The sequence below is a fragment of the Micromonospora sp. WMMA1976 genome, from assembly GCF_027497335.1.
GTDB classification, from domain to species: domain Bacteria; phylum Actinomycetota; class Actinomycetes; order Mycobacteriales; family Micromonosporaceae; genus Micromonospora; species Micromonospora aurantiaca.
Window position 1 is genome coordinate 4,675,162 of the sequence record NZ_CP114912.1, and the last position, 18,515, is coordinate 4,693,676.

The following is an 18,515-nucleotide window of genomic DNA, read 5'->3' on the forward strand; positions in this document are numbered from 1 at the left end:
GGTTCTACTCGGCCCGGACGAGGCGGAGCGCGAGTTCGGGACAGACCTTTACCGCCTTGAGCGCGCCCTCACGCAGCCACGTCGGCACCGGGGTGGGCGGGAACGCCGGGTAGCCGTTGCCGTCGAGCCGGATGAAGTCCGGCACCACGTGCGCGCAGAGTCCGTGACCGTCGCAGCGCGACCAGTCCAGGGTGAGCTTCTGCGGGTTGGCGTCGGGCGCGCCGGGCAGGCCCATCATGCCCTTGACCCGTTTTCCGCAGCCCTCGCCGGTGGCGTGCAGCCGCAGGTCGTCGGCGAACACCTCCATCGCGGACAGTGCGAACCGGGCGGTGCCGTCCGGGTGGCTGCACGCGCCGCGTCCCTTGACGTCGCCGGCCGCGGCCCGGACCAGTTCGACCGGTGCGCTGCCGGAGACCGCGAGGTCGACCGAGCGGGCCAGGTCGGGCAGGCCCATCTTGCACGGGCCGCACTGCCCGGCGGACTCGCCCGCGAGGTAGCGCACCACCTGCGCGGCCTCGCCGAGCGGGCAGGTGTCGGCACCGAGCGGCACGATGATGCCGGCGCCGAGCGTGCCACCCACGGCGGTGAGCCCCTTGCGGGACACCTCGGCCCGCTCGGCGGCCGCCGCGGTGATCCACTTGCCGTGGTAGCCGCCCATCAGGATGCCCGGGCCGGGCGGCACCTCGCACAGGTCGAGGATCTCGCGCAGCGGGGTGCCGGCGGCGCACTCCACCACGGCCGGACGCTTCGCCGACCCGGTGACGGTGAGCAGCACGGTGCCCGGCTCGTCGTCGGTGCCGAGCGCGGCGTACTCGTACGGGCCGATCCGGGCGGCGACGGCGAGCTGGGAGTACGTCTCGGCGTTCGACAGCAGCGTGGGCAGCCCGCCGACGCCGGAGTCGCTGGAGCGCTTCTTCGTGCCGGGCGGGATGTGCGGCAGGCCGTTGATGCCGTTGACGAGCGCGCCGCCCTCACCGGAGATGAACCGGTGCGGCACGGTGACGATCGTGGTGGGCACCGGCATCCGCCGTTCCCGCAGCGCCTCGGTCAGCGAGGGCCGGCCCACGTCGTCGTCGGCGACCCCGATCACGATCTCCTCGGCGTCGAGCGCGAACGCGGCGAGCGCGGCGCCGTCCAGGATGAGGTGCGGGGCGCGGGTGAGCAGCACCTTGTCCTTCCAGCTCGCCGGCTCCCCCTCGGTGGCGTTCACCACCACCACGGCGCCGAGGTCCTGCCGCTCGCAGGACTCCAGCACGGCGCGCAGCTTGCGGGCGAACGGGAAACCCGCGCCGCCCTTGCCCTTGAGGTCGATGGCTTCGGCGAGCCGCAGCAGCGCGGCCGGTTCCATCGGGCCGATCGGGCCGTGCACCTCCTCGTGGGCGAGCAGGTCGAGCCGGCCGAACTCGGCGAACCCGGCGGTCAGGCGGGGCTCGCCGACACAGGCGACCGGCGGGACGGTCGTACGCGTCACCGCGCCTCACCCCGCAGCCCGGCCCAGTACGCGCCGTCGACCGCGTCCGCGTCGGCCCGCTTGCGACGGCTGGACCGGCTCTCCTTGCCCGCGCGCATCGCCCGGCGGGAGGCGAGGTCGACGAGCGTCGGGGTGTCGTCGACGAACGCCTCGTCGGCGGCGTAGCGGGCCGGCGGGCGCCAGTAGTCCGGCTCCTCCGGCACGTCCTCCTCGTCCCGGTAGCGGCGGCCGGATCCGCTGAGCGGTTCGGCCGTGACCGGGGTGCCGGAGATGGGGCCGGCCGAGATCGGCTCACCGGAGACCGTGCGGGTCTCCCAGCGGCGCGGGCTGTCCCACGGCTCCTCCGGCTCGTCGGTGGCGCGCGGCGGCGCGGAGTAGCGGGCCACCTCGGCGGCGGTGGCGTACCGGCCGCTGTCCGGGGGTGCGGAGTGGCGGCCGCCGGTGTCCGGCGGCGCCGAGTGCCGGCCGCCGCTCTCCGGCGGCGCGGAGTACCGGGCCACCAGGTCCTCGTCGTCGCGGGAGCGGCGGCTCACCCGCTCCTCGGTCCGGGAGCGGCGGGTCACGCGTTCCTCGTCGTCGCGGCGACGGCGGCGGGGCCGTTCGCCGCCGGTCCGGCGGGCCGGCGCCACCTCCTCGTCGCGGGCGCGGGCGACGGGCTCGCGCTCCTCGTCGCGGCGGCGGGCGGCTGCTGCGCGGACCGGTTCGCGCAGCGACCCGGGTTCCGGCACCACGGGTACGGCGAACCGCTCCGGGTCGCGCCGCCGGGCGGTGCCGGCCGGGGCGGTCCAGGTGGCGCTCGCCTCGGCCCAGCGGCCCCGGCCGGCGCCCTTGTCCTCCTTGTCGGCGGCCTTCTTGCGGGTGAGCGCGGCGAACACGCCGGTACGCTCCTCGCCCTTGCCGGCCATCGCCTTGTTGAGCGCGACGGCCTGGTGCTGCTCGCGGCTGCGCTTGCCGAGGTGGACCGAGACGCGCACCAGCAACGCCATCACCACGAGCACCACGCAGGCGAGGTAGCTCAGCACCACCCAGCCGGCGGCGGGCCGGCCGGCGTTGAGGCCGTGTACGAGCGCGAACGGCCAGGACACGTACGCCATCGAGTGCAGTCCGCGCCAGAACCACTTCGGACCGACGCCGGCGAACCGGACCCGGACCAGCCCGGTCCAGAGCACGCCCACCATCAGCAGCGCGGCGACGGTGCCCAGTCCGACGTAGAGGCCGCTGCCGCTGAGGAACGGCACCACCGCGTCGGTCGGTCCGGCCCGGCCGATCGCGACCTTGGTGATGACGTGGAAGACCAGCCCGGCCACGCCGAGCACGCCGGTGGCGCGGTGTGCCGACTGGAGCAGCACGCGGTGCCGGATGAGCAGCACCAGGCGGTCGGTGGCGAGCAGGCCCAGCATCACGGTGATGCTGAGCGAGACCAGGGCGACCACCCCGGCGAAGAACTCGGTGAAGAAGAATCCGTACGAGTACATGACGCCGCCGGCGCCGGCCAGCTCCACACCCGCCCACGCGAGGCCGAGCGCGGAGGCGGTCAGCGCCACCATCGCGGACTTCGACATCGTCCGGGCACCACGGCTGGTGCTGGTGGTCCGGACGGTCGTCGCCTTCTCGTTCTGCTGTGCCCGGGCCATCTGCTCCTCGATCGTCTCGCGGCGGCGCCCCCACCGGCCGACCCTGCTCCCCACTCAGGTACGGAGGGACGGCGCGGACGGATCACCTCCGGTGGCGAATTTCTCGGCCGGTTTCTCGAACCGTCCGGACCGGACGCGCGTGTAGCGCCTGACGCAACGACGGATGCCCATGCGTTGACAGACTTTGCAACAGGCTCGTAACCTTGCCGCAAAATTTCAGTCCGGTTGCAAGAAGCCGGCACTGATACAGGCTCCACTCCCCCGCATCCCCCGCACCCCGCAGGAGTCCTGATGCATCGACGCCGATGCCGCGCCGCGGCGCTCGCCCTGAGCCTGGCCGCGAGCCTGCTCGTTCCCCTCACCGCGGCGGCACCCCCGGCCGCCGCCGCCACCCCCGGCGCCAAGAAGGTCATCGTCCAGCTCTTCGAGTGGAACTGGACCTCGGTCGCCGCCGAGTGCACCAGCACCCTGGGCCCGAAGGGCTACGGCTACGTTCAGGTGTCCCCGCCGCAGGAGCACGTCAACAGCAGCCCGTGGTGGGTGTCGTACCAGCCGGTCAGCTATCGGATCGAGTCCCGCAAGGGCACCCGGGCGCAGTTCCAGTCCATGGTGAACACCTGCCACGCCGCGGGCGTCAAGGTGATCGTCGACGCCGTGGTCAACCACATGTCCGGCCAGGAGAACGGCGGCACCGGCTGGGCCGGCTCGTCGTACGGCCACTACAACTACCCGGGCGTCTACTCGGCGCAGGACTTCCACTACTGCGGCCGCAACGGCAACAACGACATCGCCAACTACAACGACCGGTACGAGGTGCAGAACTGCGAGCTGGTCAACCTCGCCGACCTCAAGACGGAGTCGGACTACGTGCGCGGCCGGCTGGCCGCGTACCTCAACGACCTGCTCTCGCTCGGCGTCGACGGCTTCCGGCTGGACGGCAGCAAGCACATGCCGGCCGCCGACATCGCCGCGATCAAGGCCAAGCTGAACCGCAGCGCGTACCTGGTGCAGGAGGTCATCTACGGCGCCGGTGAGCCGATCCAGCCGACCGAGTACACCGGCAACGGCGACGTGCACGAGTTCCGGTACGGCAAGGACCTGGCCCGGATGTTCAACAACGAGCGGCTCGCGTACCTGAAGAACTTCGGCGAGTCCTGGGGCTACCTGTCGAGCGCGAAGGCGGTGGTCTTCACCGACAACCACGACACGCAGCGTGATGGCGGCGTGCTGACCTACCGCAACCGTGGCACGTACGCGCTCGCCAACGCGTTCATGCTCGCCTGGCCGTACGGCACCCCGGCGGTCATGTCGAGCTTCACCTACAGCGGCCGGGACCAGGGCCCGCCCGCCGACGGCAGCAACCGGATCACCAACGTCACCTGCTACTCGGGCTGGGAGTGCGAGCACCGCTGGCCGGTGATCGCCAACATGGTCGGCTTCCGCAACGCCACCGAGGGCGCCGGGGTCTCCAACTGGTACGACAACGGCTACCAGCACATCGCGTTCAGCCGTACCGGCAAGGGATATCTGACCATAAACGACGAGGACAGCGCGGTGAACGGCCGCTCGTACTACACCGGGCTGCCGGCGGGCCGCTACTGCGACGTCGTCCACGGCACGTTCAGCAACGGCTCGTGCAGCGGGCCGGTGATCACGGTGGACTCGTCCGGCTGGTTCGCCGCGAACGTCCCCGCGCACGACGGGATCGCCCTCCACATCGGCGCGAAGCTGAGCTGATCCAACCGGCGCGAAGCTGAGCTGAGCCACCCGGGCCGCGAAGCCCTCGTACCCGTAGTACCGGGTACGGGGGCTTCCGGTCGGTTACAGTCGGTTTCGTGCTGTTCGACCGGTTCGCCACACGTCGGCCTCCCGGCTGGCTGATCGCCGCGCTCGCCGTACCGCTGCTGCTCGTCACCGCGCTGCTGGTCGGCCGCGCGCTCACCGCCGCGCCCGCGCGCCAGGCGACGCCACCCGCCGCCGCACCCCCTGCCACGACCGCCGCGCCGAGCCCGTCGCCGGTGGAGTCGGTGCCGCCCGCCGCGCCGCCGCCGGACGACCTGCCGGTGGTCACCTACGACCCGGCGCCGCGCGGCTTCCCGCCCGACCCGGACCCGGCCGACACCCGCCCGCTGAGCGAGGGGCTGCGCCCGAACCGAAACGTGGCCGCCTACGACGCACCGGGCGGCCGCCCGCTGGCGTTCCTCGCGCCGACCATCAGCGGCGTACGGCTCACCGTGCCGATCGTCGACCGCCGCTCCGGCTGGACGGCGGTGCTGCTGCCGTCGGCGAACCGCACCATCGCCTGGCTGCCGTCGGGTGGCTGGACCACAGTGGTGCTGCGCGACCAGATCGTGGTGGAACGGCGCACCCACCGCCTCACCTGGAGCCGGGACGGCCGCGCGATGCGCACCTGGCCGGTCAGCCTCGGCATGTCCGGGCAGCTCACCCCGCTGGGCCGTACGTTCGTGCTGGGCCGCACCCCGCCCCCGCAGGCCGTCTACGGCGGCGTCGACATCTTCGCCCTCGGGGCGATCCCCGACGACCCCGGCGCGGTGCCGACCGGGCTGCGCGGCGCCCACATCGGACTGCACAGCTGGTACAACGACGAGACGCTCGGCAGGAACGTCACGAACGGCTGCATCCGGCTGACCCGCAGCGCCCAGCGCCTACTGCTGACCGAGGTCGAGCCGGGCACCGCCTTCGTGGTGGTCGACCGCCTGCCCTGACCGGACTCACCCCAGCAACCGGCCGTTGGCCTGGGGGTCCGATCAGGCCGTCGCGCCGCCGTCGATCGCGATCGACGCGCCGGTGATGTGCCGTCCGCCGACGCCCACCAGGTGACTGACAGTAGCCGCCACGTCTTCCGGCTCCGCGTACCGGCCGAGAGCGATGTGCGACCGCTGCCCGTCCGCGCCGACGCTGTCCGCCGGGTTCATGTCGGTGTCGGTCGAGCCGGGCAGGATCAGGTTGACGGTGATCCCACGCGGACCGAGTTCCCGGGCGAGCGCCCGGGTCAGCCCGTTCACGGCGCTCTTGGTCATCGCGTAGGCGCTCACCCCGGGGGCCGGGACACGACTGGCGAAGCTGCTGCCGATGTTGACGATCCGCCCGCCCGCACCCATGTGGCGCACCGCCGCCTGGGTGGCGAGGTAGACCCCGCGCACGTTCACCGCGATCGCCCGGTCCAGGGCGTCCAGGCTGACCGACTCGATCGGCCCGCCCGCGAACACGCCGGCGTTGTTGACCAGGATGTCCAGCCGCCCCAACTCGGCGACGGTCCGCTCCACGGCGCCGACCACGGCCGACGCGTCGGTACTGTCCGCGTTGATCGCCAGGCCGGTCCGCCCGTACGCCTCGATCTCGGCCACCACGGACTTCGCGCTGTCCTCCGCGGTGCGGTAGGTGAACGCGACGTGGATGCCGTCCTCGGCCAGCCGGCGCACGACGGCGGCGCCGATTCCCCGGCTCCCACCCGTCACCAGGGCGACCCTGTCGGCAAGTCTGACCGTCATGTCCTCATCCTGACAGTCGACTCAGGACAGCGATCACCCGGGTCGCCGGCCGGCTCCCGACTGTTCGATCAAACAGGGTTGCCGGCGCCCAGTCCGGGTACGCGCGGGCCGTCCAGCGGCGAAACGGGGAGGCGGACATGAGCGCACCGACGGGACGGGTCGACACGATAGTGCTCATCCACGGGCTCTGGATGACCTCGCGGAGCTGGGAGCACTGGGCGCAGCGGTACTCAGCGCGCGGCTTCCAGGTGCTCACGCCCGCCTGGCCCGGGATGGACCGCGAGGTGGAGGAGCTGCGGGCCGACCCCGCGCCGATCGCCGCGCAGCGCATCGCCGACATCGCCGACCACTACGCGGCGATCATCAGGGACCTGCCGCGCCCGCCGATCATCATGGGCCACTCGTTCGGCGGCCTGATCGCCCAGTTGCTGGCGGACCGCCGCCTCGGCGCCGCGGTGGTCGCCGTGCACCCCGCGCCGGTACGGGGTGTGCTGAAGCTGCCGCCCAGCACGCTGCGCTCCGGGTACTCGATCCTGCACAACCCGGCGAACCGGCACCGCGCCGTGCCGTTCACCCCGGAGGACTTCCGGTACGCCTTCGGCAACACCATCAGCCAGGAGCAGTCCGACGCGGCCTGGGAGCGGTACGCCGTACCGGGCGCCGGGCACGTGCTGTTCGAGGCCGCGTTCGCCAACCTGGACCCGAACTCGGCCACCGAGATCGACAAGAAGCGCAGCGACCGCGCCCCGCTGCTGATCACCGCGGGCGGCGAGGACCACGTGGTGCCCGCAACCTTGGCCAGCTCGATCGCCAACCTCTACCGGAGTTCGACGGCGCTCACCGGCTACCGGGAGTTCCCCGGCCGGTCGCACTTCGTCGGCGGCGAACCGGGCTGGGAGGAGGAGGCGGACTTCGCGCTGGAGTGGGCGGTCGAGGCGGCGAACGAGTTCTCCCCGACGGTGGTCGCCGAGGCCCCGCGACGGCGCTGACCCAGCCCGACACCTCCGCATGCGTATATCAAGAAACCGAAAACTTGATATCATCACCTCGTTCGCCCGCTGGACGAGGAGGCATGCCATGTCCCGCACCATTCTCGACGTCGACGATGAACTCCTGGCCGAGGCCGCCGAGATCCTCGGTACCGGCACCAAGAAGGCCACCGTCAACGCCGCGCTTCAGGAAGTGGTCAACCGGGAGAAACGACGGGAGTTCGCCGACTGGCTCAAGAGCGGCGGCCTGCCGGACCTCACCGACCCGGGGCAGGCGTCGAAGCCCGAAGCGGCATGACGCGGGAGCGCTACCTCCTCGACAAGTCGGCGCTGGCCCGGTGGCCGAAGCCCGCCGTGGCACCGGTCCTGGACGAGTTGTCCGATCGCGGCCTGCTGGCGGTCTGCGGCGCCATCGAGATCGAGGTCGTGCACAGCGCCCGCTCGGCCAAGGACGCGAAGCGCGCTCGGTGGCTGCTCCGCGGTTTCGACTGGCTCGCCATGCCCGACGACATCTGGGATCGTGCGATCGACGTCCAGGTGCAGGCGCTGCACAAGGGCAACCACCGAGCGCTCTCGATGGCCGATCTGCTGATCGCCGCGACAGCCGAACGGCATGGCGTGACCGTTCTGCACTACGACGGTGACTTCGACCTGATCACCGCGATCACCGGCCAGCCGACGACGTGGGTCGTCCCGGCCGGAAAGGCCGACTGACCGACTCCGGGCCTCGATGCCGGGTGGGGCCGCCGGGAGTAGCGCCGAGGTGTCCAGGACGAGCCCGTTCACGCGCCAGCCGCCCTGTCGCCCCCGAATTGGCGCAGCCACTCCATGTTCCGGTCGTGCTGCTCGTCGGTGATCGGCGGCTGTTGTGCCAGCCTCCGGCGGGCCCGCTCGACGTCCTCGTCGGTCACTGCATAACCGATGTTCTCGACCGCGGCTCGTGCATATTCCGCTTCCGGTTGCGGGCGTCCGACGCTGCTCCGGCGCATGCTCATCGCGGCCGGAACCGCCGGGAGCACTCGTCGTCGTGTCCGGGCCGTAGCAGACACCGCTGCCCACCGGGCAGCAACCGGTCGCAGAACACCCAGTGACGGACGTTCTGGTCGTCCTCCGCCGAGACAGTGGTGCCGCCCGGCTCGGTCTGCGGCAGGACGTGGGTCCAGTGCGCCACCACGCGGGCCAGCCGCTGAGCGGAGAGCAGGTCGTTGACGACGACCGGCAGGTGGATCACCCATCGCTCGGTCATCTGTCGTATCCCCGTTCGTTGCGCGCCTGGGCCTGCTCCGACTGCCAGCGGCGCAGCGCGTTCTTGATCCGGTCCGTCTCCCGGCGGCTCTGCGCCAGTGCGTCGTAGACGGCGGACAGGTCACCGGCAACGCGGTCGAGGAACTCCCGCACCTCCTGCGGATCGAGCCCGCGCCGTCCCAGCGGGGTCGGCCGGAAGCTCCGCTCACGAACCTGCCAGGGGCGCAGCGGGTGGTAGGCGGAGGAGCGGTAGCAGGTCGATCCGAGGACCGACCGTCGGCGACGCCGGACACGCCGGAGGAAGACGCGCATGACAGGACCTGCCTCTCTCACCGTCGAGATCGAACCGTGGAAGGGCGGGCCCGCCGGCCCGCCCCGCACCGGCGGACCCACCCCGGCACCTGCCACCGCAGCCTTCGACCAGCAGTACGTCAGCAGGGCACAGCACGTGACTCAGGTCGACAAACCGGTAACCCAGCCGATCCGGCCACTCACCCATCGTGCAGCGAACTGCACCCTCTACGCAACTCCCGATTCGGGAGCGTGTCATTGCGAAGCTCGTCCGGTTCCGCCACACTGACCGGCATGACTGGAAGCCCGACCGTCCGACGTCGACGCCTGGCCGCTGCGCTGCGTCGCCTCCGTGAACAGACCGGCATGACCGCCGACCAGGCCGCCAAGGAGGTGGGCATCTCGAAGTCGGCGATCAGCCGCATCGAGAACGCCCAGGTGTCCGTCATGCCGCCGGTCGCCCGTGGGCTCCTTGAGCTGTACGGCGTGGAGGGCGACGAGGTGGACGCGCTCGTCCAGGTCGCCCGCGACGCCCGCAAGCGGGGCTGGTGGCAGGCGTACGACGACGTGCTGCCGGACTGGTTCGAGGTCTACGTCGGGCTGGAGGCCGAGGCGTCCGAGATCCGCGCGTTCCAGCCACAACTGATTCCGGGTCTGCTCCAGACCGCCGACTACGCCCGCGCGGTCATCCGCGCCGAGCATCCGGACGCTCCGAGCGACGAGGTCGACCGGCGGGTGGAGTTGCGCATGCGCCGTCAGGACACCGAAACTCCGCCGAAGCTCTGGGTGGTGCTGGACGAGGCAGCGCTACGGCGGCCGGTCGGCGGCGCGGAGCTGTTCGCGGCGCAGTTGCGGCGACTGGCCGAGGAGGCCGATCGGCCCGGCCGCACCATCCAGATCCTGACGTTCGGCGCCGGCGAGTACGGGTCGATGGGCAGCGCCTTCAGCGTGCTGGCCTTCCCCGAGCCGGCCGATCCGGGGGTCGTCTACGTCGAGACCCGCGCGGGTAGCCTCTATCTCGAAGGCCAACAGGTCAGGGAGTACAGCCGCGTCTTCGAGCATCTGGTCGCCACGGCGGCCGGCGCCCGGGAGTCGCGCGACCTCATCCTGGGGGCGATCGACGAGCTATGAGAGGACGGCGCGGGTGGACGAGGCCAACCAGGCGACGATGACCTGGCGCAAGAGCACCCGCAGCAACGGTTCCGGAGACTGCGTCGAGGTCGCCGACAACCTGCCCGGCGTGGTCGGGCTACGCGACAGCAAGGACCCGCGAGGTCCTATCCTCGCCTTCGACCCGGCAGCCTGGTCGACCTTCGTTGCGAGCGTCAAGCACGAGACGTTCCGGAACTGAACGCGGCAGGCATCGCCTGCCCACCCTGCCCTACGATCCGGTGCCCGAAGCCTCCGCGCTTCGTAGCTTCGCAAGGGCGCGCAGGTACTCGTCCTCCACAATCCGGTCGAACGCTGCTGGCTGCGCCCCCGCGTGCACGACCTCCCGCGTAAGTCGCGCCTGTTCCCAGAACCTCAAGCCGATCTCGGTGGCGAAGATGTCAGCTGCCAGCAGTCCTCGCAACTGACTCTCAGGCATCCCGCCCAGCTGCCAGGTCGCGGCCCAGAAGTTGAGGATCAGGTTGATGTAGGCCCGCTGCCTCCGCCTTTCAGGGGCAGGGTCCTGGGTCAGCGACCCCCAGCACTCCATCAGCACGGCATCATCTATGGCCATCTTCAGCAACAAGGCATGCTGGTCACGTTGCGCGTATTCCAATGCGATGCGGGCCTGCCTGTTTTGACTGATGGTGGTGGCGACCACACCCACGAGAGCCAGCGCAGAGAGAAGCATGGATACCGAGCCGTAGGCTTGGCCGATATTCGCCAAGCGCTCCCAGTCGGTACTCGGATCGAAGGCGTAGTCGATCAGGGGCGGGGAGAGCAGCAGCGCAAGCCCTCCCAAGAAGACCAACAACGCCCAGACGGCTACGCCGCGAACACTCCTCATCTACGCAAGGCTAGTTCTCTCATCAAAGTTGATCAATCATGTGCGCTGCCTCCTGGCACCCCGATCCTCCTGGCTCTGCACTCACCGCAGGTCCGGCACGCCGTGCAGCAGGTTCTGGTGTGCGGGTGGGTGCGCCGGGTATGACGGGAACATGAGGGCGAGTTTCCGTCTGGGTCGGATCGCTGGCGTACCGGTCGGCGTCAACTGGAGTGTCCTGGTCATCTTCGTGCTGATCGCGTGGGCGCTGTCGGCGAGCCTGTTCCCTTCCTCGTACCCCGGTCACTCCCCCGTCGCCTACATCGCGGCCGGCCTGGCCGCCGCCGTGGTCTTCTTCCTCGGCCTGCTCGCCCACGAGGTGGCGCACGCGGTGGTCGCCAAGCGCAACGGCATCGAGGTCGAGGGCATCACGCTGTGGTTGTTCGGCGGCGTCGCCGAGCTGAAGGGCGAGGCGAAGGACCCGGGCGCCGAACTGCGGATCGCCGGGGTCGGGCCGCTGGTCAGCCTGATCATCGGCGTGGTGTTCGCGGCGATCGCGGTGGCCGTCGCCGCCGCGGGCGGGCACGGGCTGCTGCTCGGCGCGCTGGCCTGGCTGGCCGGCATCAACGTGCTGCTGGCGATCTTCAACGTGCTGCCGGCCGCCCCGCTGGACGGCGGGCGGCTGCTGCGCGCGGCGGTCTGGAAGTTCACCGGCGACCGGACCAAGGCGTCGGTGGTGGCGGCCCGCGCGGGCTGGGTGCTCGGCGTCGTGCTGATCGGGCTGGGGCTGTGGCGGTTCTTCACCGGCGCCGGGTTCGGCGGGCTCTGGCTGGCGCTGATCGGCTGGTTCCTGCTCGGCGCCGCCGGCCAGGAGGAACGCGCCGCCCGGATGGGCGACGCGCTGCGCGGCATCCGGGTCGGCGACGTGATGACGCCGCAGCCGCAGACCGCGTCCGGCGACCTCACAGTGGCCGACTTCGTCGACCACTACCTTTTCGCGTACCGGCACTCGGCACTGCCGCTCACCGTCGACGGCAGGCCGGTCGGCCTGGTCACGCTCGATCGGGTACGCGGCATCCCGGCGGACCGCCGCGCGTCGACCACCCTGGCCGAGGTGTCCTGCCGGGCCGACGAACTGGTGCTCGCCCGCCCGGAGGAACAGCTCACCGACCTGCTGCCCCGGCTCAACGAGTGCACCGACGGCCGGGCGCTGGTGGTGATCGACGAACAGTTGGTCGGCATCGTCTCGCCCAGCGACATCAGCCGGGCGGTGCAGCGCGGCAGCCTGCGCCAGCAGGTGCCGGCTGGACGCTGATCCAGTCCCGAGGAAAGCCGGCTCAGTCCCGGAGGAAGTAGCGGTCCATCTCGGCGGTGCGGAACTTCCCCTTCGGGTCGAACTCGCGCAGCAGCGCGGCGAAGTCGGCGTGCCGGGGGTACGCGCTGGCGGGATCGCGGTCGAACAGCTTGCCCCAGTGCGGGCGCGGCGCGAACGGGGCGAGCCGCTCCTCCACCTCCGCCAGCACCGGCGCCACCGCCACCGGATCGCCGATCCAGGTGAAGTGCAGCGCCAGCGAGTCGCGCCGGAAGTTCGGGCTCAGCCACAGCTCGTCGGCGGCGATCGTCCGCAGCTCGCAGATCTGGAGCACGGCGGCGATCCGGTCGGCAATCGGGTCGAGCGCGGCGAGCGCCGCCGACGCGTCGGCCCGGGCCACGTGCCACTCGGACTGCAACTCGTCGCCGCTGCTCGGCGTGAATCCGAGCCGGAAGTGCGGCAGCCGCTCGTGCCACGGCCCCGGCTCGCCGAGCTGCGCCGTGCAGTGCTCCGGCGACATTCCGGGCACCGGGTGCCGGGGCGAGTCGGCGGCCACCGTGTCCAGCCAGTCGGCGGGCGGCGGCGCCTGGTCCGCGTACTGCTTCACCCACACCTGGTCGAAACGCTCCGAGCGCCACGAGGTGAAGACGCTGACGCTGTACGCGGCGTCGAGCGCCTCGTCCAGCGCCGCACGAGGCAGGCCGAGGCGGACGTGCTGGCGCACCGCGTACATGGGCACCACGTCGAGCGTGAGCCGGGTGACCACGCCCAGCGCGCCCAGGTTGACCACCATCCCGGCGAACCGCGGGTCACCGCGGTCGACGGTGATCAGGTCGCCGTCGGCGGTGACCAGTTCCAGCCCGGCGACGGCGGCGGCGAGGTTGCGGTTCCGCGCGCCGGACCCGTGGGTGGCGGTGGCGACCGAGCCGGCCACCGAGATGTGCGGCAGCGAGGCGAGGTTCGCCAGCGCGTACCCCTGAGCCTGGAGCGCGGTGGCCAGGTCGCCGTAGCGGACGCCGGCCGCGACGGTGACGGTGCCGCGCTCGGGGTCGAGCGCGACGGCCGGTGGCAGGCCGTCCAGCGCGATCTGGACGCCGGTGGTGTCGCCGAGCCGGTTGAACGAGTGGCCGGTGCCGACGGCCCGGACCAGGTCGGCCTCCGCGACCAGCCGCCGCAGGTCGTCGGTCGAGGCCGGCCGCGATCGGGTACGCGCCGACCAGCTGACGTTTCCGGCCCAGTTCGTGTCCCTCATGCGCTGCATCATGCGCCATGATGCGCCGGCAGGGTTGCCCCGGCCACTCGGCGGGAATCCTGGCGGGATGAGCAGCTACCGCGACCCGAGCCTCCGCGGCGACGTGTACCCGTCGGAGGAGGAGATCGACCCGACCGGCGTAGACCCTGACGCTGCGGAGATGCCGCCCGGCGGTGTGGAACCCGTCGCTGTGGGGCCCGCCGGTGCAGGGCCCGCCGGTGTAGGGGTGACGCCCGCCGCGACCGCGCCGGTCCCGGGGCCCACGCCGGAGCCCGAGCCGGACCCGGTGCCCCACCCGGGGCCGCCGCCGCGCCAGGTGTCCGGCCGGTCGATCGTGACCCGGCACCTGGACGGTTCCGTCGAGGTGGTGACGGACCTGGACGGCGACGGCGTGGCCGACGTGGTGCAGGTCGACCTGGACGGCGACGGTGTGCCCGACGTGACGTACCTGGACAGCGACCGCGACGGCCGCCTCGACACCGTCCGCCGCGCCACAGCGAGCTGACCCGTCCGCCGCCCACCCGCACGCCCCGCCCCAGCCCGCCCCAGCCCGCCCCAGCCCGTCGATCTTGGAGTTTTGGCGCCCGGATTGTCGCTCGAGCGAGGCTTGTCAGGTGCCACAACTCCAAGATCGATGGGGACGGTCGAGCGGCGGGCGGGCGGGGGCCGGGTCAGATGTGGGGCATGACCTCGGCGGCTACCAGCTCCAGGTGGTCCAGGTCGGTCAGGTCCAGCACCTGGAGGTAGGCGCGCGCGCTGCCCGCCTCGGCGTACCGGCTGAGCGTGTCCACCACCTCGGCGGGCGTCCCGGCGGCGCCGTTGGCGCGCAGCTCGTCCGGGTCACGTCCGATCGCCTCGGCGCGGCGCCTCACCTCGGCCTCGTTGCGGCCGCAGCAGAGCACGAGCGCGTTGGACCAGGTCATCGTGGACGGGTCGCGGTCGATCGCGGCGCAGGCGTCGCGTACCCGCCCGAACTGCGTGACGGTGTCCTCGACCGAGGCGAACGGCAGGTTGAACTCGTCGGCGTACCGGGCGGCCAGGCGGGGCGTGCGCTTCGGGCCCATGCCGCCGAGCAGGATCGGCGGGCGGGGGCGCTGCACCGGCTTGGGCAGCGCCGGCGAGTCACTGACCGGGTAGTACGTGCCGGGGAAGTCGAACGTGGCGCCGTCCGGGGTGGACCAGAGCCCGGTGATGACGGCGAGCTGCTCCTCCAGCCGGTCGAACCGCTCCCCCAGCGCCGGGAACGGGATGCCGTACGCGGTGTGCTCCTCGGCGTACCAGCCGGTGCCGATGCCCAGCTCGACCCGGCCGCCGCTCATCTGGTCGACCTGCGCCACGGTGATCGCCAGCGGGCCGGGTAGCCGGAACGTGGCGGCTGTCATCAGGGTGCCGAGCCGGATCCGGGTGGTGTCGCGGGCCAGGCCCGCGAGCGTGGTCCACGCGTCGGTCGGGCCGGGGTCGCCGCTCACCGAGCCCATCTTCAGGTAGTGGTCGGAGCGGAAGAACGCGGCGAAGCCGGTCTCCTCCGCGCGGCGTGCCACGGCGAGGAGCTGGTCGTATGTGGCCCCCTGCTGGGGCTCGGTGAAGATCCGCAGTTCCATCCCCCGAGCATATGGAGCCCGCCGGGCCGGGGCAGCGCGACCTGTCATTCCTTGCCAGGCATATAACCAGTGAGGCATATTGCACGGGTGACCGTCGACGCCTTCGCCGTGCTGGCCGAGCCCTCCCGGCGCCGCATCCTGGACCGGCTGCGCCGGGCGGAGAGCAGCGTCGGCGAACTGGTGGACGCGCTGGGCATGAGCCAGCCGGCCGTCTCCAAGCACCTGCGGGTGCTCCGCGACGCCGGGCTGGTCACCTGCCGTACGGCGGCGCAGCGGCGGATCTACCGCGTCGACACCGCGCCGCTACGGGCAGTGGACGACTGGCTCGGGCCGTACCGGTCGATGTGGACCGCGCATCTCGACGCCCTCGAACGCCATCTCGACAGTCAGGAGTGACAGATGGACCGCGACTCGTTCCGTCCCGGCCCGATCGCCCGGGTAGAGCTGACACCCGAGAACGAACTGGTCTTCGTCCGCGACCTACGACACCCGCCGGAGAAGGTGTGGGCCGCGCTCACCGACCCGGACCGGCTCGCCGAGTGGGCGCCGTTCCTGGCCGACCGCGACCTGGGCCGCCCTGGCGACGCCGTGCTCAGCGCCATCGACGGCGACCAGAGCCACCCGGCACCGGCCCGGGTGCTGCGCGCGGACCGGCCGCACCTGCTGGAGTACACCTGGGGCGACGACAGGCTCCGCTGGGAGCTGACAGCGAACGGCGACGGCACCACTCTCACGCTGCGGCACCGGGTCGGCGGTCCGGACCTCGCCCCGATGACTGCCGCCGGCTGGCACATCTGCCTCGACGTCGCCGCGCATCTGCTCGACGGCGACCCGGTCGGCCCGATCCGGGGCGCGGAGGCGAAGGACTTCGGCTGGGCGGAGCTGCGCGACGCGTACGCCGAACGCCTGAACCGCGACTGACGACGGCAGTCACGCGGTCCGGCGGCGCAGCCACCCGGCGGCCCCGCCGACCAGCGTCGTCCCGATGGTGGTGCCGATCGCCACCAGTGCCGCACCGACCGCCCACAGGCCGGTGTCGTCGGTCGAGGCGGCGTGCACCGCCCACGGCACGGTGAACGCCACCGTCATCACTGTCGCCACCAGCCAGATGTTCAGCCACCAGCCGCCGACGGCGGCCAGCGCGCCCAGGGTCAGCACCGCGGCGGCGACCTGCCAGACCGCGTACGGCCCGCTCATGTCGCCGGTCTGCGGGTCCACGGTCCAGCCGGACTCCCAGCTCAGCCAGGCCACCCAGGCACCGGCAGTGGCCAGCGCCAGGAGCAGACCGCCGAGCAGCGTACGTCTCGTCGTCACGCCTCCGATCCTGCCCGGGCCGGCGGGGCGGGCGAATGAGCACGCGTACTCGATTCCGCCACCGCGCACACGGCGGTGTGCGCGGCGTGTGCGCCCGGTGCCAGCGGGCCCGGCCATCGTCGGCGTCATGAGTTACGCATTCGAGGCGGAGGGCCTGGTCAAGCGGTTCGGTACGACCACCGCGCTGGCCGGGATCGACCTCGCCGCACGACGCGGGACCGTGCTGGGGGTGCTGGGGCCCAACGGCGCCGGCAAGACCACAGCGGTACGGATCCTCGCCACGCTGTTGCGCCCGGACGGGGGGCGCGCCACTGTCGGCGGCCACGACGTGGTCACCGACGCCGCCCGGGTACGCCGACTGATCGGGCTGACCGGCCAGTACGCCTCGGTCGACGAGGACCTGACCGGCACCCAGAACCTGGTGCTGATCGGCCGGCTGCTCGACCTGAGCCGCCGCGAGGCCCGGGCGCGGGCGGCGGAACTGCTCGCCTGGTTCGGCTTGACCGACGCGGCCGGACGCCCGGCCAAGACGTACTCCGGTGGCATGCGCCGCCGCCTGGACCTGGCCGCGAGCCTGGTCGGCCGGCCGGAGGTGATCTACCTGGACGAGCCGACGACCGGCCTGGACCCGGCCAAGCGGGAGGAGATGTGGGGCGTGGTCCGCTCGCTGGTCGACGACGGGTCGACGGTGCTGCTGACCACGCAGTACCTGGACGAGGCCGACGCGCTCGCCGACGAGATCTCGGTGATCGACCACGGCCGGGTGATCGCGCACGGTACGCCGGGCGAGCTGAAGCGGATCGCCGGCAGTCAGACGATCGTGGTCCGGCCGACCGAGCCGGGCCGGATCGGCGCGGTCGCCGAGATCCTGCGCGCCGCCACCGGGACCGATCCCGAGCTGCCCCGGCCGGGCGTGCTCACCGTGCCGGTGGACGACGACGCCACGTTCACCGCTGTGGTCCGCCGGCTCGACGACGCCGGCATCGGGGTGGTGGAGCTGGCGTTGCGGCTGCCCAGCCTCGACGAGGTGTTCTTCACGCTGACCGGCCACGGCGCCGAGGAGCAGGCGGAGGTGGCGGCATGACCACGACCACTCGTACGGCGGCGATGCCGTCCCGGCCCGCCACCGCCCACGCTGCGGTCCGTCCGTTCGCAATGGTCCGGCACAGTCTCGCGCTGGCCGGCCGCAGCCTGGTCAAGACGATCAGGACCCCGGAGCAACTGCTCGACGTCACGCTCCAGCCGGTCGTCTTCGTGCTGATCTTCGTCTACCTGCTCGGCGGCGCGGTCGCCGGCTCACAGCACGAGTACCTCCAGTTCCTGCTTCCCGCGATCATGGTGCAGACCGTGCTGTTCGCGTCCATCGCCACCGGCGTCAGCCTCAACACCGACGTGGAGAAGGGCGTGTTCGAAAGGTTCCGCAGCCTGCCGATCGCCCGGTCCGCGCCGCTCGTCGGCTCGGTGGTCGGCGACCTGGTCCGGTTCGTGGTCTCCATCGTGGTGCTGCTGGGGTTCGGGTACGCGCTCGGTTTCCGGATCGGCACCGATCCGCTCTCCGCGCTCGCCGCGTGCCTGCTCACCATCGCGTTCGCGTTCGCGGTCAGCTGGATCGGTGTGCTGCTCGGGGTGCTGATGCGCAGCCCGGGCGCGGTGCAGGGCACGGCGTTCCTGCTGCTGTTCCCGCTGACCTTCGGCACCAACATGATGGTGCCGACGGACACGCTGCCCGGCTGGTTGCAGTGGTGGGTCGGGGTCAACCCGGTCGCCGACGTGATGGAGGCGGCCCGGGGCCTGATGATCGGTGGCCCGGTGGCCGGGCCGGTGAGCCGCTCGCTGCTCTGGACCGTGGCGATCATCGCGGTCTTCGCGCCGCTCGCCGTGCTCGCCTACCGCCGCCGCGCCTGACCGGCCGCGCCGCCCGG

General features: G+C 72.1%; 23 protein-coding genes. 13 read left to right on the plus strand and 10 right to left on the minus strand.

The window, feature by feature from the left end; translation table 11 throughout:
* Nucleotides 1–4: 4 nt before the first annotated feature.
* Together O7546_RS21360 and O7546_RS21365 are read right to left on the minus strand one after the other, a co-directional pair.
* A complete protein-coding gene (locus O7546_RS21360) occupies nucleotides 5–1,471 on the minus strand; it encodes an NADH-quinone oxidoreductase subunit NuoF family protein (protein ID WP_194802253.1) in 1,467 nt (488 codons plus the stop codon).
* Nucleotides 1,468–3,159, minus strand: a complete 1,692-nt coding sequence (locus O7546_RS21365) for a hypothetical protein (RefSeq protein WP_281599983.1) — start codon at nucleotides 3,157–3,159, stop codon at nucleotides 1,468–1,470. Before O7546_RS21365 ends, O7546_RS21360 begins: the two co-directional genes overlap by 4 nt.
* Before the next feature lie 237 nt (nucleotides 3,160–3,396).
* Between O7546_RS21365 and O7546_RS21370 the strand changes: the two genes are divergently transcribed.
* Nucleotides 3,397–4,842 carry an alpha-amylase family protein gene (locus O7546_RS21370; RefSeq protein ID WP_194802254.1) on the plus strand — a complete coding sequence of 482 codons (1,446 nt, stop codon included), beginning with the start codon at nucleotides 3,397–3,399 and terminating at the stop codon, nucleotides 4,840–4,842.
* 98 nt (nucleotides 4,843–4,940) lie between these two features.
* Nucleotides 4,941–5,831 (plus strand): L,D-transpeptidase, encoded by an 891-nt coding sequence (locus O7546_RS21375; protein ID WP_194802255.1) that lies wholly within the window; start codon nucleotides 4,941–4,943, stop codon nucleotides 5,829–5,831.
* A 42-nt stretch (nucleotides 5,832–5,873) separates the two neighbouring features.
* On the opposite strand, the gene O7546_RS21380 is transcribed toward O7546_RS21375, so the two are convergent.
* Nucleotides 5,874–6,617: an SDR family oxidoreductase gene (locus tag O7546_RS21380; RefSeq protein WP_281599984.1), complete on the minus strand. Its 744-nt coding sequence runs from the start codon at nucleotides 6,615–6,617 to the stop codon at nucleotides 5,874–5,876.
* A 137-nt stretch (nucleotides 6,618–6,754) separates the two neighbouring features.
* On the opposite strand from O7546_RS21380, the gene O7546_RS21385 reads away from it, so the two are divergent.
* The 3 genes from O7546_RS21385 to O7546_RS21395 all read left to right on the plus strand — a co-directional run bounded on the left by O7546_RS21385 (nucleotide 6,755) and on the right by O7546_RS21395 (nucleotide 8,320).
* On the plus strand, nucleotides 6,755–7,606 hold the full coding sequence (locus O7546_RS21385) for an alpha/beta fold hydrolase (protein WP_194802257.1): 852 nt from the start codon (nucleotides 6,755–6,757) through the stop codon (nucleotides 7,604–7,606).
* Between the two features lie 88 nt (nucleotides 7,607–7,694).
* Complete coding sequence (locus O7546_RS21390; protein WP_194802258.1) at nucleotides 7,695–7,904, plus strand: type II toxin-antitoxin system VapB family antitoxin; 210 nt, start codon at nucleotides 7,695–7,697, stop codon at nucleotides 7,902–7,904.
* The gene (locus O7546_RS21395; protein ID WP_194802259.1) at nucleotides 7,901–8,320 is read left to right on the plus strand and encodes a PIN domain nuclease; all 420 of its coding nucleotides are present in this window, start codon (nucleotides 7,901–7,903) and stop codon (nucleotides 8,318–8,320) included. The genes O7546_RS21390 and O7546_RS21395 overlap by 4 nt, the downstream gene beginning before the upstream one ends.
* 68 nt (nucleotides 8,321–8,388) lie before the next feature.
* Here the strand turns inward: O7546_RS21395 and O7546_RS21400 are convergent, their stop codons facing one another.
* From O7546_RS21400 to O7546_RS21410, 3 genes are read right to left on the minus strand one after another with little or no spacing between them, the layout of a single operon-like run.
* A complete protein-coding gene (locus O7546_RS21400) occupies nucleotides 8,389–8,601 on the minus strand; it encodes a hypothetical protein (protein ID WP_194802260.1) in 213 nt (70 codons plus the stop codon).
* The gene (locus O7546_RS21405) at nucleotides 8,598–8,852 is read right to left on the minus strand and encodes a hypothetical protein (RefSeq protein WP_194802261.1); all 255 of its coding nucleotides are present in this window, start codon (nucleotides 8,850–8,852) and stop codon (nucleotides 8,598–8,600) included. Before O7546_RS21405 ends, O7546_RS21400 begins: the two co-directional genes overlap by 4 nt.
* On the minus strand, nucleotides 8,849–9,163 hold the full coding sequence (locus O7546_RS21410) for a DivIVA domain-containing protein (protein ID WP_194802262.1): 315 nt from the start codon (nucleotides 9,161–9,163) through the stop codon (nucleotides 8,849–8,851). Before O7546_RS21410 ends, O7546_RS21405 begins: the two co-directional genes overlap by 4 nt.
* Nucleotides 9,164–9,436: 273 nt before the next feature.
* Here O7546_RS21410 and O7546_RS21415 point away from each other — a divergent pair, with 273 nt between their 5' ends.
* A complete protein-coding gene (locus tag O7546_RS21415) occupies nucleotides 9,437–10,273 on the plus strand; it encodes a helix-turn-helix transcriptional regulator (protein ID WP_194802263.1) in 837 nt (278 codons plus the stop codon).
* 37 nt (nucleotides 10,274–10,310) lie between these two features.
* Nucleotides 10,311–10,493 carry a DUF397 domain-containing protein gene (locus tag O7546_RS21420; RefSeq protein ID WP_194802392.1) on the plus strand — a complete coding sequence of 61 codons (183 nt, stop codon included), beginning with the start codon at nucleotides 10,311–10,313 and terminating at the stop codon, nucleotides 10,491–10,493.
* A 30-nt stretch (nucleotides 10,494–10,523) separates the two neighbouring features.
* On the opposite strand, the gene O7546_RS21425 is transcribed toward O7546_RS21420, so the two are convergent.
* On the minus strand, nucleotides 10,524–11,138 hold the full coding sequence (locus O7546_RS21425) for a DUF6082 family protein (RefSeq protein WP_194802264.1): 615 nt from the start codon (nucleotides 11,136–11,138) through the stop codon (nucleotides 10,524–10,526).
* A gap of 151 nt (nucleotides 11,139–11,289) precedes the next feature.
* Between O7546_RS21425 and O7546_RS21430 the strand changes: the two genes are divergently transcribed.
* Nucleotides 11,290–12,429: a site-2 protease family protein gene (locus tag O7546_RS21430; RefSeq protein ID WP_194802265.1), complete on the plus strand. Its 1,140-nt coding sequence runs from the start codon at nucleotides 11,290–11,292 to the stop codon at nucleotides 12,427–12,429.
* 22 nt (nucleotides 12,430–12,451) lie between these two features.
* On the opposite strand, the gene O7546_RS21435 is transcribed toward O7546_RS21430, so the two are convergent.
* On the minus strand, nucleotides 12,452–13,678 hold the full coding sequence (locus O7546_RS21435; protein ID WP_281599985.1) for an FAD-binding protein: 1,227 nt from the start codon (nucleotides 13,676–13,678) through the stop codon (nucleotides 12,452–12,454).
* A 67-nt stretch (nucleotides 13,679–13,745) separates the two neighbouring features.
* Here O7546_RS21435 and O7546_RS21440 point away from each other — a divergent pair, with 67 nt between their 5' ends.
* Nucleotides 13,746–14,183, plus strand: a complete 438-nt coding sequence (locus O7546_RS21440; protein WP_281599986.1) for a hypothetical protein — start codon at nucleotides 13,746–13,748, stop codon at nucleotides 14,181–14,183.
* Between the two features lie 166 nt (nucleotides 14,184–14,349).
* Here O7546_RS21440 and O7546_RS21445 read toward each other — a convergent pair whose 3' ends face one another.
* Nucleotides 14,350–15,279 (minus strand): LLM class F420-dependent oxidoreductase, encoded by a 930-nt coding sequence (locus O7546_RS21445; protein ID WP_281599987.1) that lies wholly within the window; start codon nucleotides 15,277–15,279, stop codon nucleotides 14,350–14,352.
* An 87-nt stretch (nucleotides 15,280–15,366) separates the two neighbouring features.
* On the opposite strand from O7546_RS21445, the gene O7546_RS21450 reads away from it, so the two are divergent.
* Nucleotides 15,367–15,675, plus strand: coding sequence for a metalloregulator ArsR/SmtB family transcription factor (locus tag O7546_RS21450; RefSeq protein WP_269697445.1), 309 nt, complete (start codon nucleotides 15,367–15,369; stop codon nucleotides 15,673–15,675).
* 3 nt (nucleotides 15,676–15,678) lie between these two features.
* Nucleotides 15,679–16,200 (plus strand): SRPBCC family protein, encoded by a 522-nt coding sequence (locus tag O7546_RS21455; protein ID WP_269697446.1) that lies wholly within the window; start codon nucleotides 15,679–15,681, stop codon nucleotides 16,198–16,200.
* A gap of 9 nt (nucleotides 16,201–16,209) precedes the next feature.
* Here the strand turns inward: O7546_RS21455 and O7546_RS21460 are convergent, their stop codons facing one another.
* Nucleotides 16,210–16,593 (minus strand): hypothetical protein, encoded by a 384-nt coding sequence (locus tag O7546_RS21460; RefSeq protein WP_013287882.1) that lies wholly within the window; start codon nucleotides 16,591–16,593, stop codon nucleotides 16,210–16,212.
* Nucleotides 16,594–16,720: 127 nt separating this feature from the next.
* Here O7546_RS21460 and O7546_RS21465 point away from each other — a divergent pair, with 127 nt between their 5' ends.
* Together O7546_RS21465 and O7546_RS21470 are read left to right on the plus strand one after the other, a co-directional pair.
* Nucleotides 16,721–17,677 carry an ATP-binding cassette domain-containing protein gene (locus O7546_RS21465; protein WP_194802271.1) on the plus strand — a complete coding sequence of 319 codons (957 nt, stop codon included), beginning with the start codon at nucleotides 16,721–16,723 and terminating at the stop codon, nucleotides 17,675–17,677.
* Complete coding sequence (locus O7546_RS21470; protein WP_281599988.1) at nucleotides 17,674–18,498, plus strand: ABC transporter permease; 825 nt, start codon at nucleotides 17,674–17,676, stop codon at nucleotides 18,496–18,498. The genes O7546_RS21465 and O7546_RS21470 overlap by 4 nt, the downstream gene beginning before the upstream one ends.
* Nucleotides 18,499–18,515 lie beyond the last annotated feature (17 nt).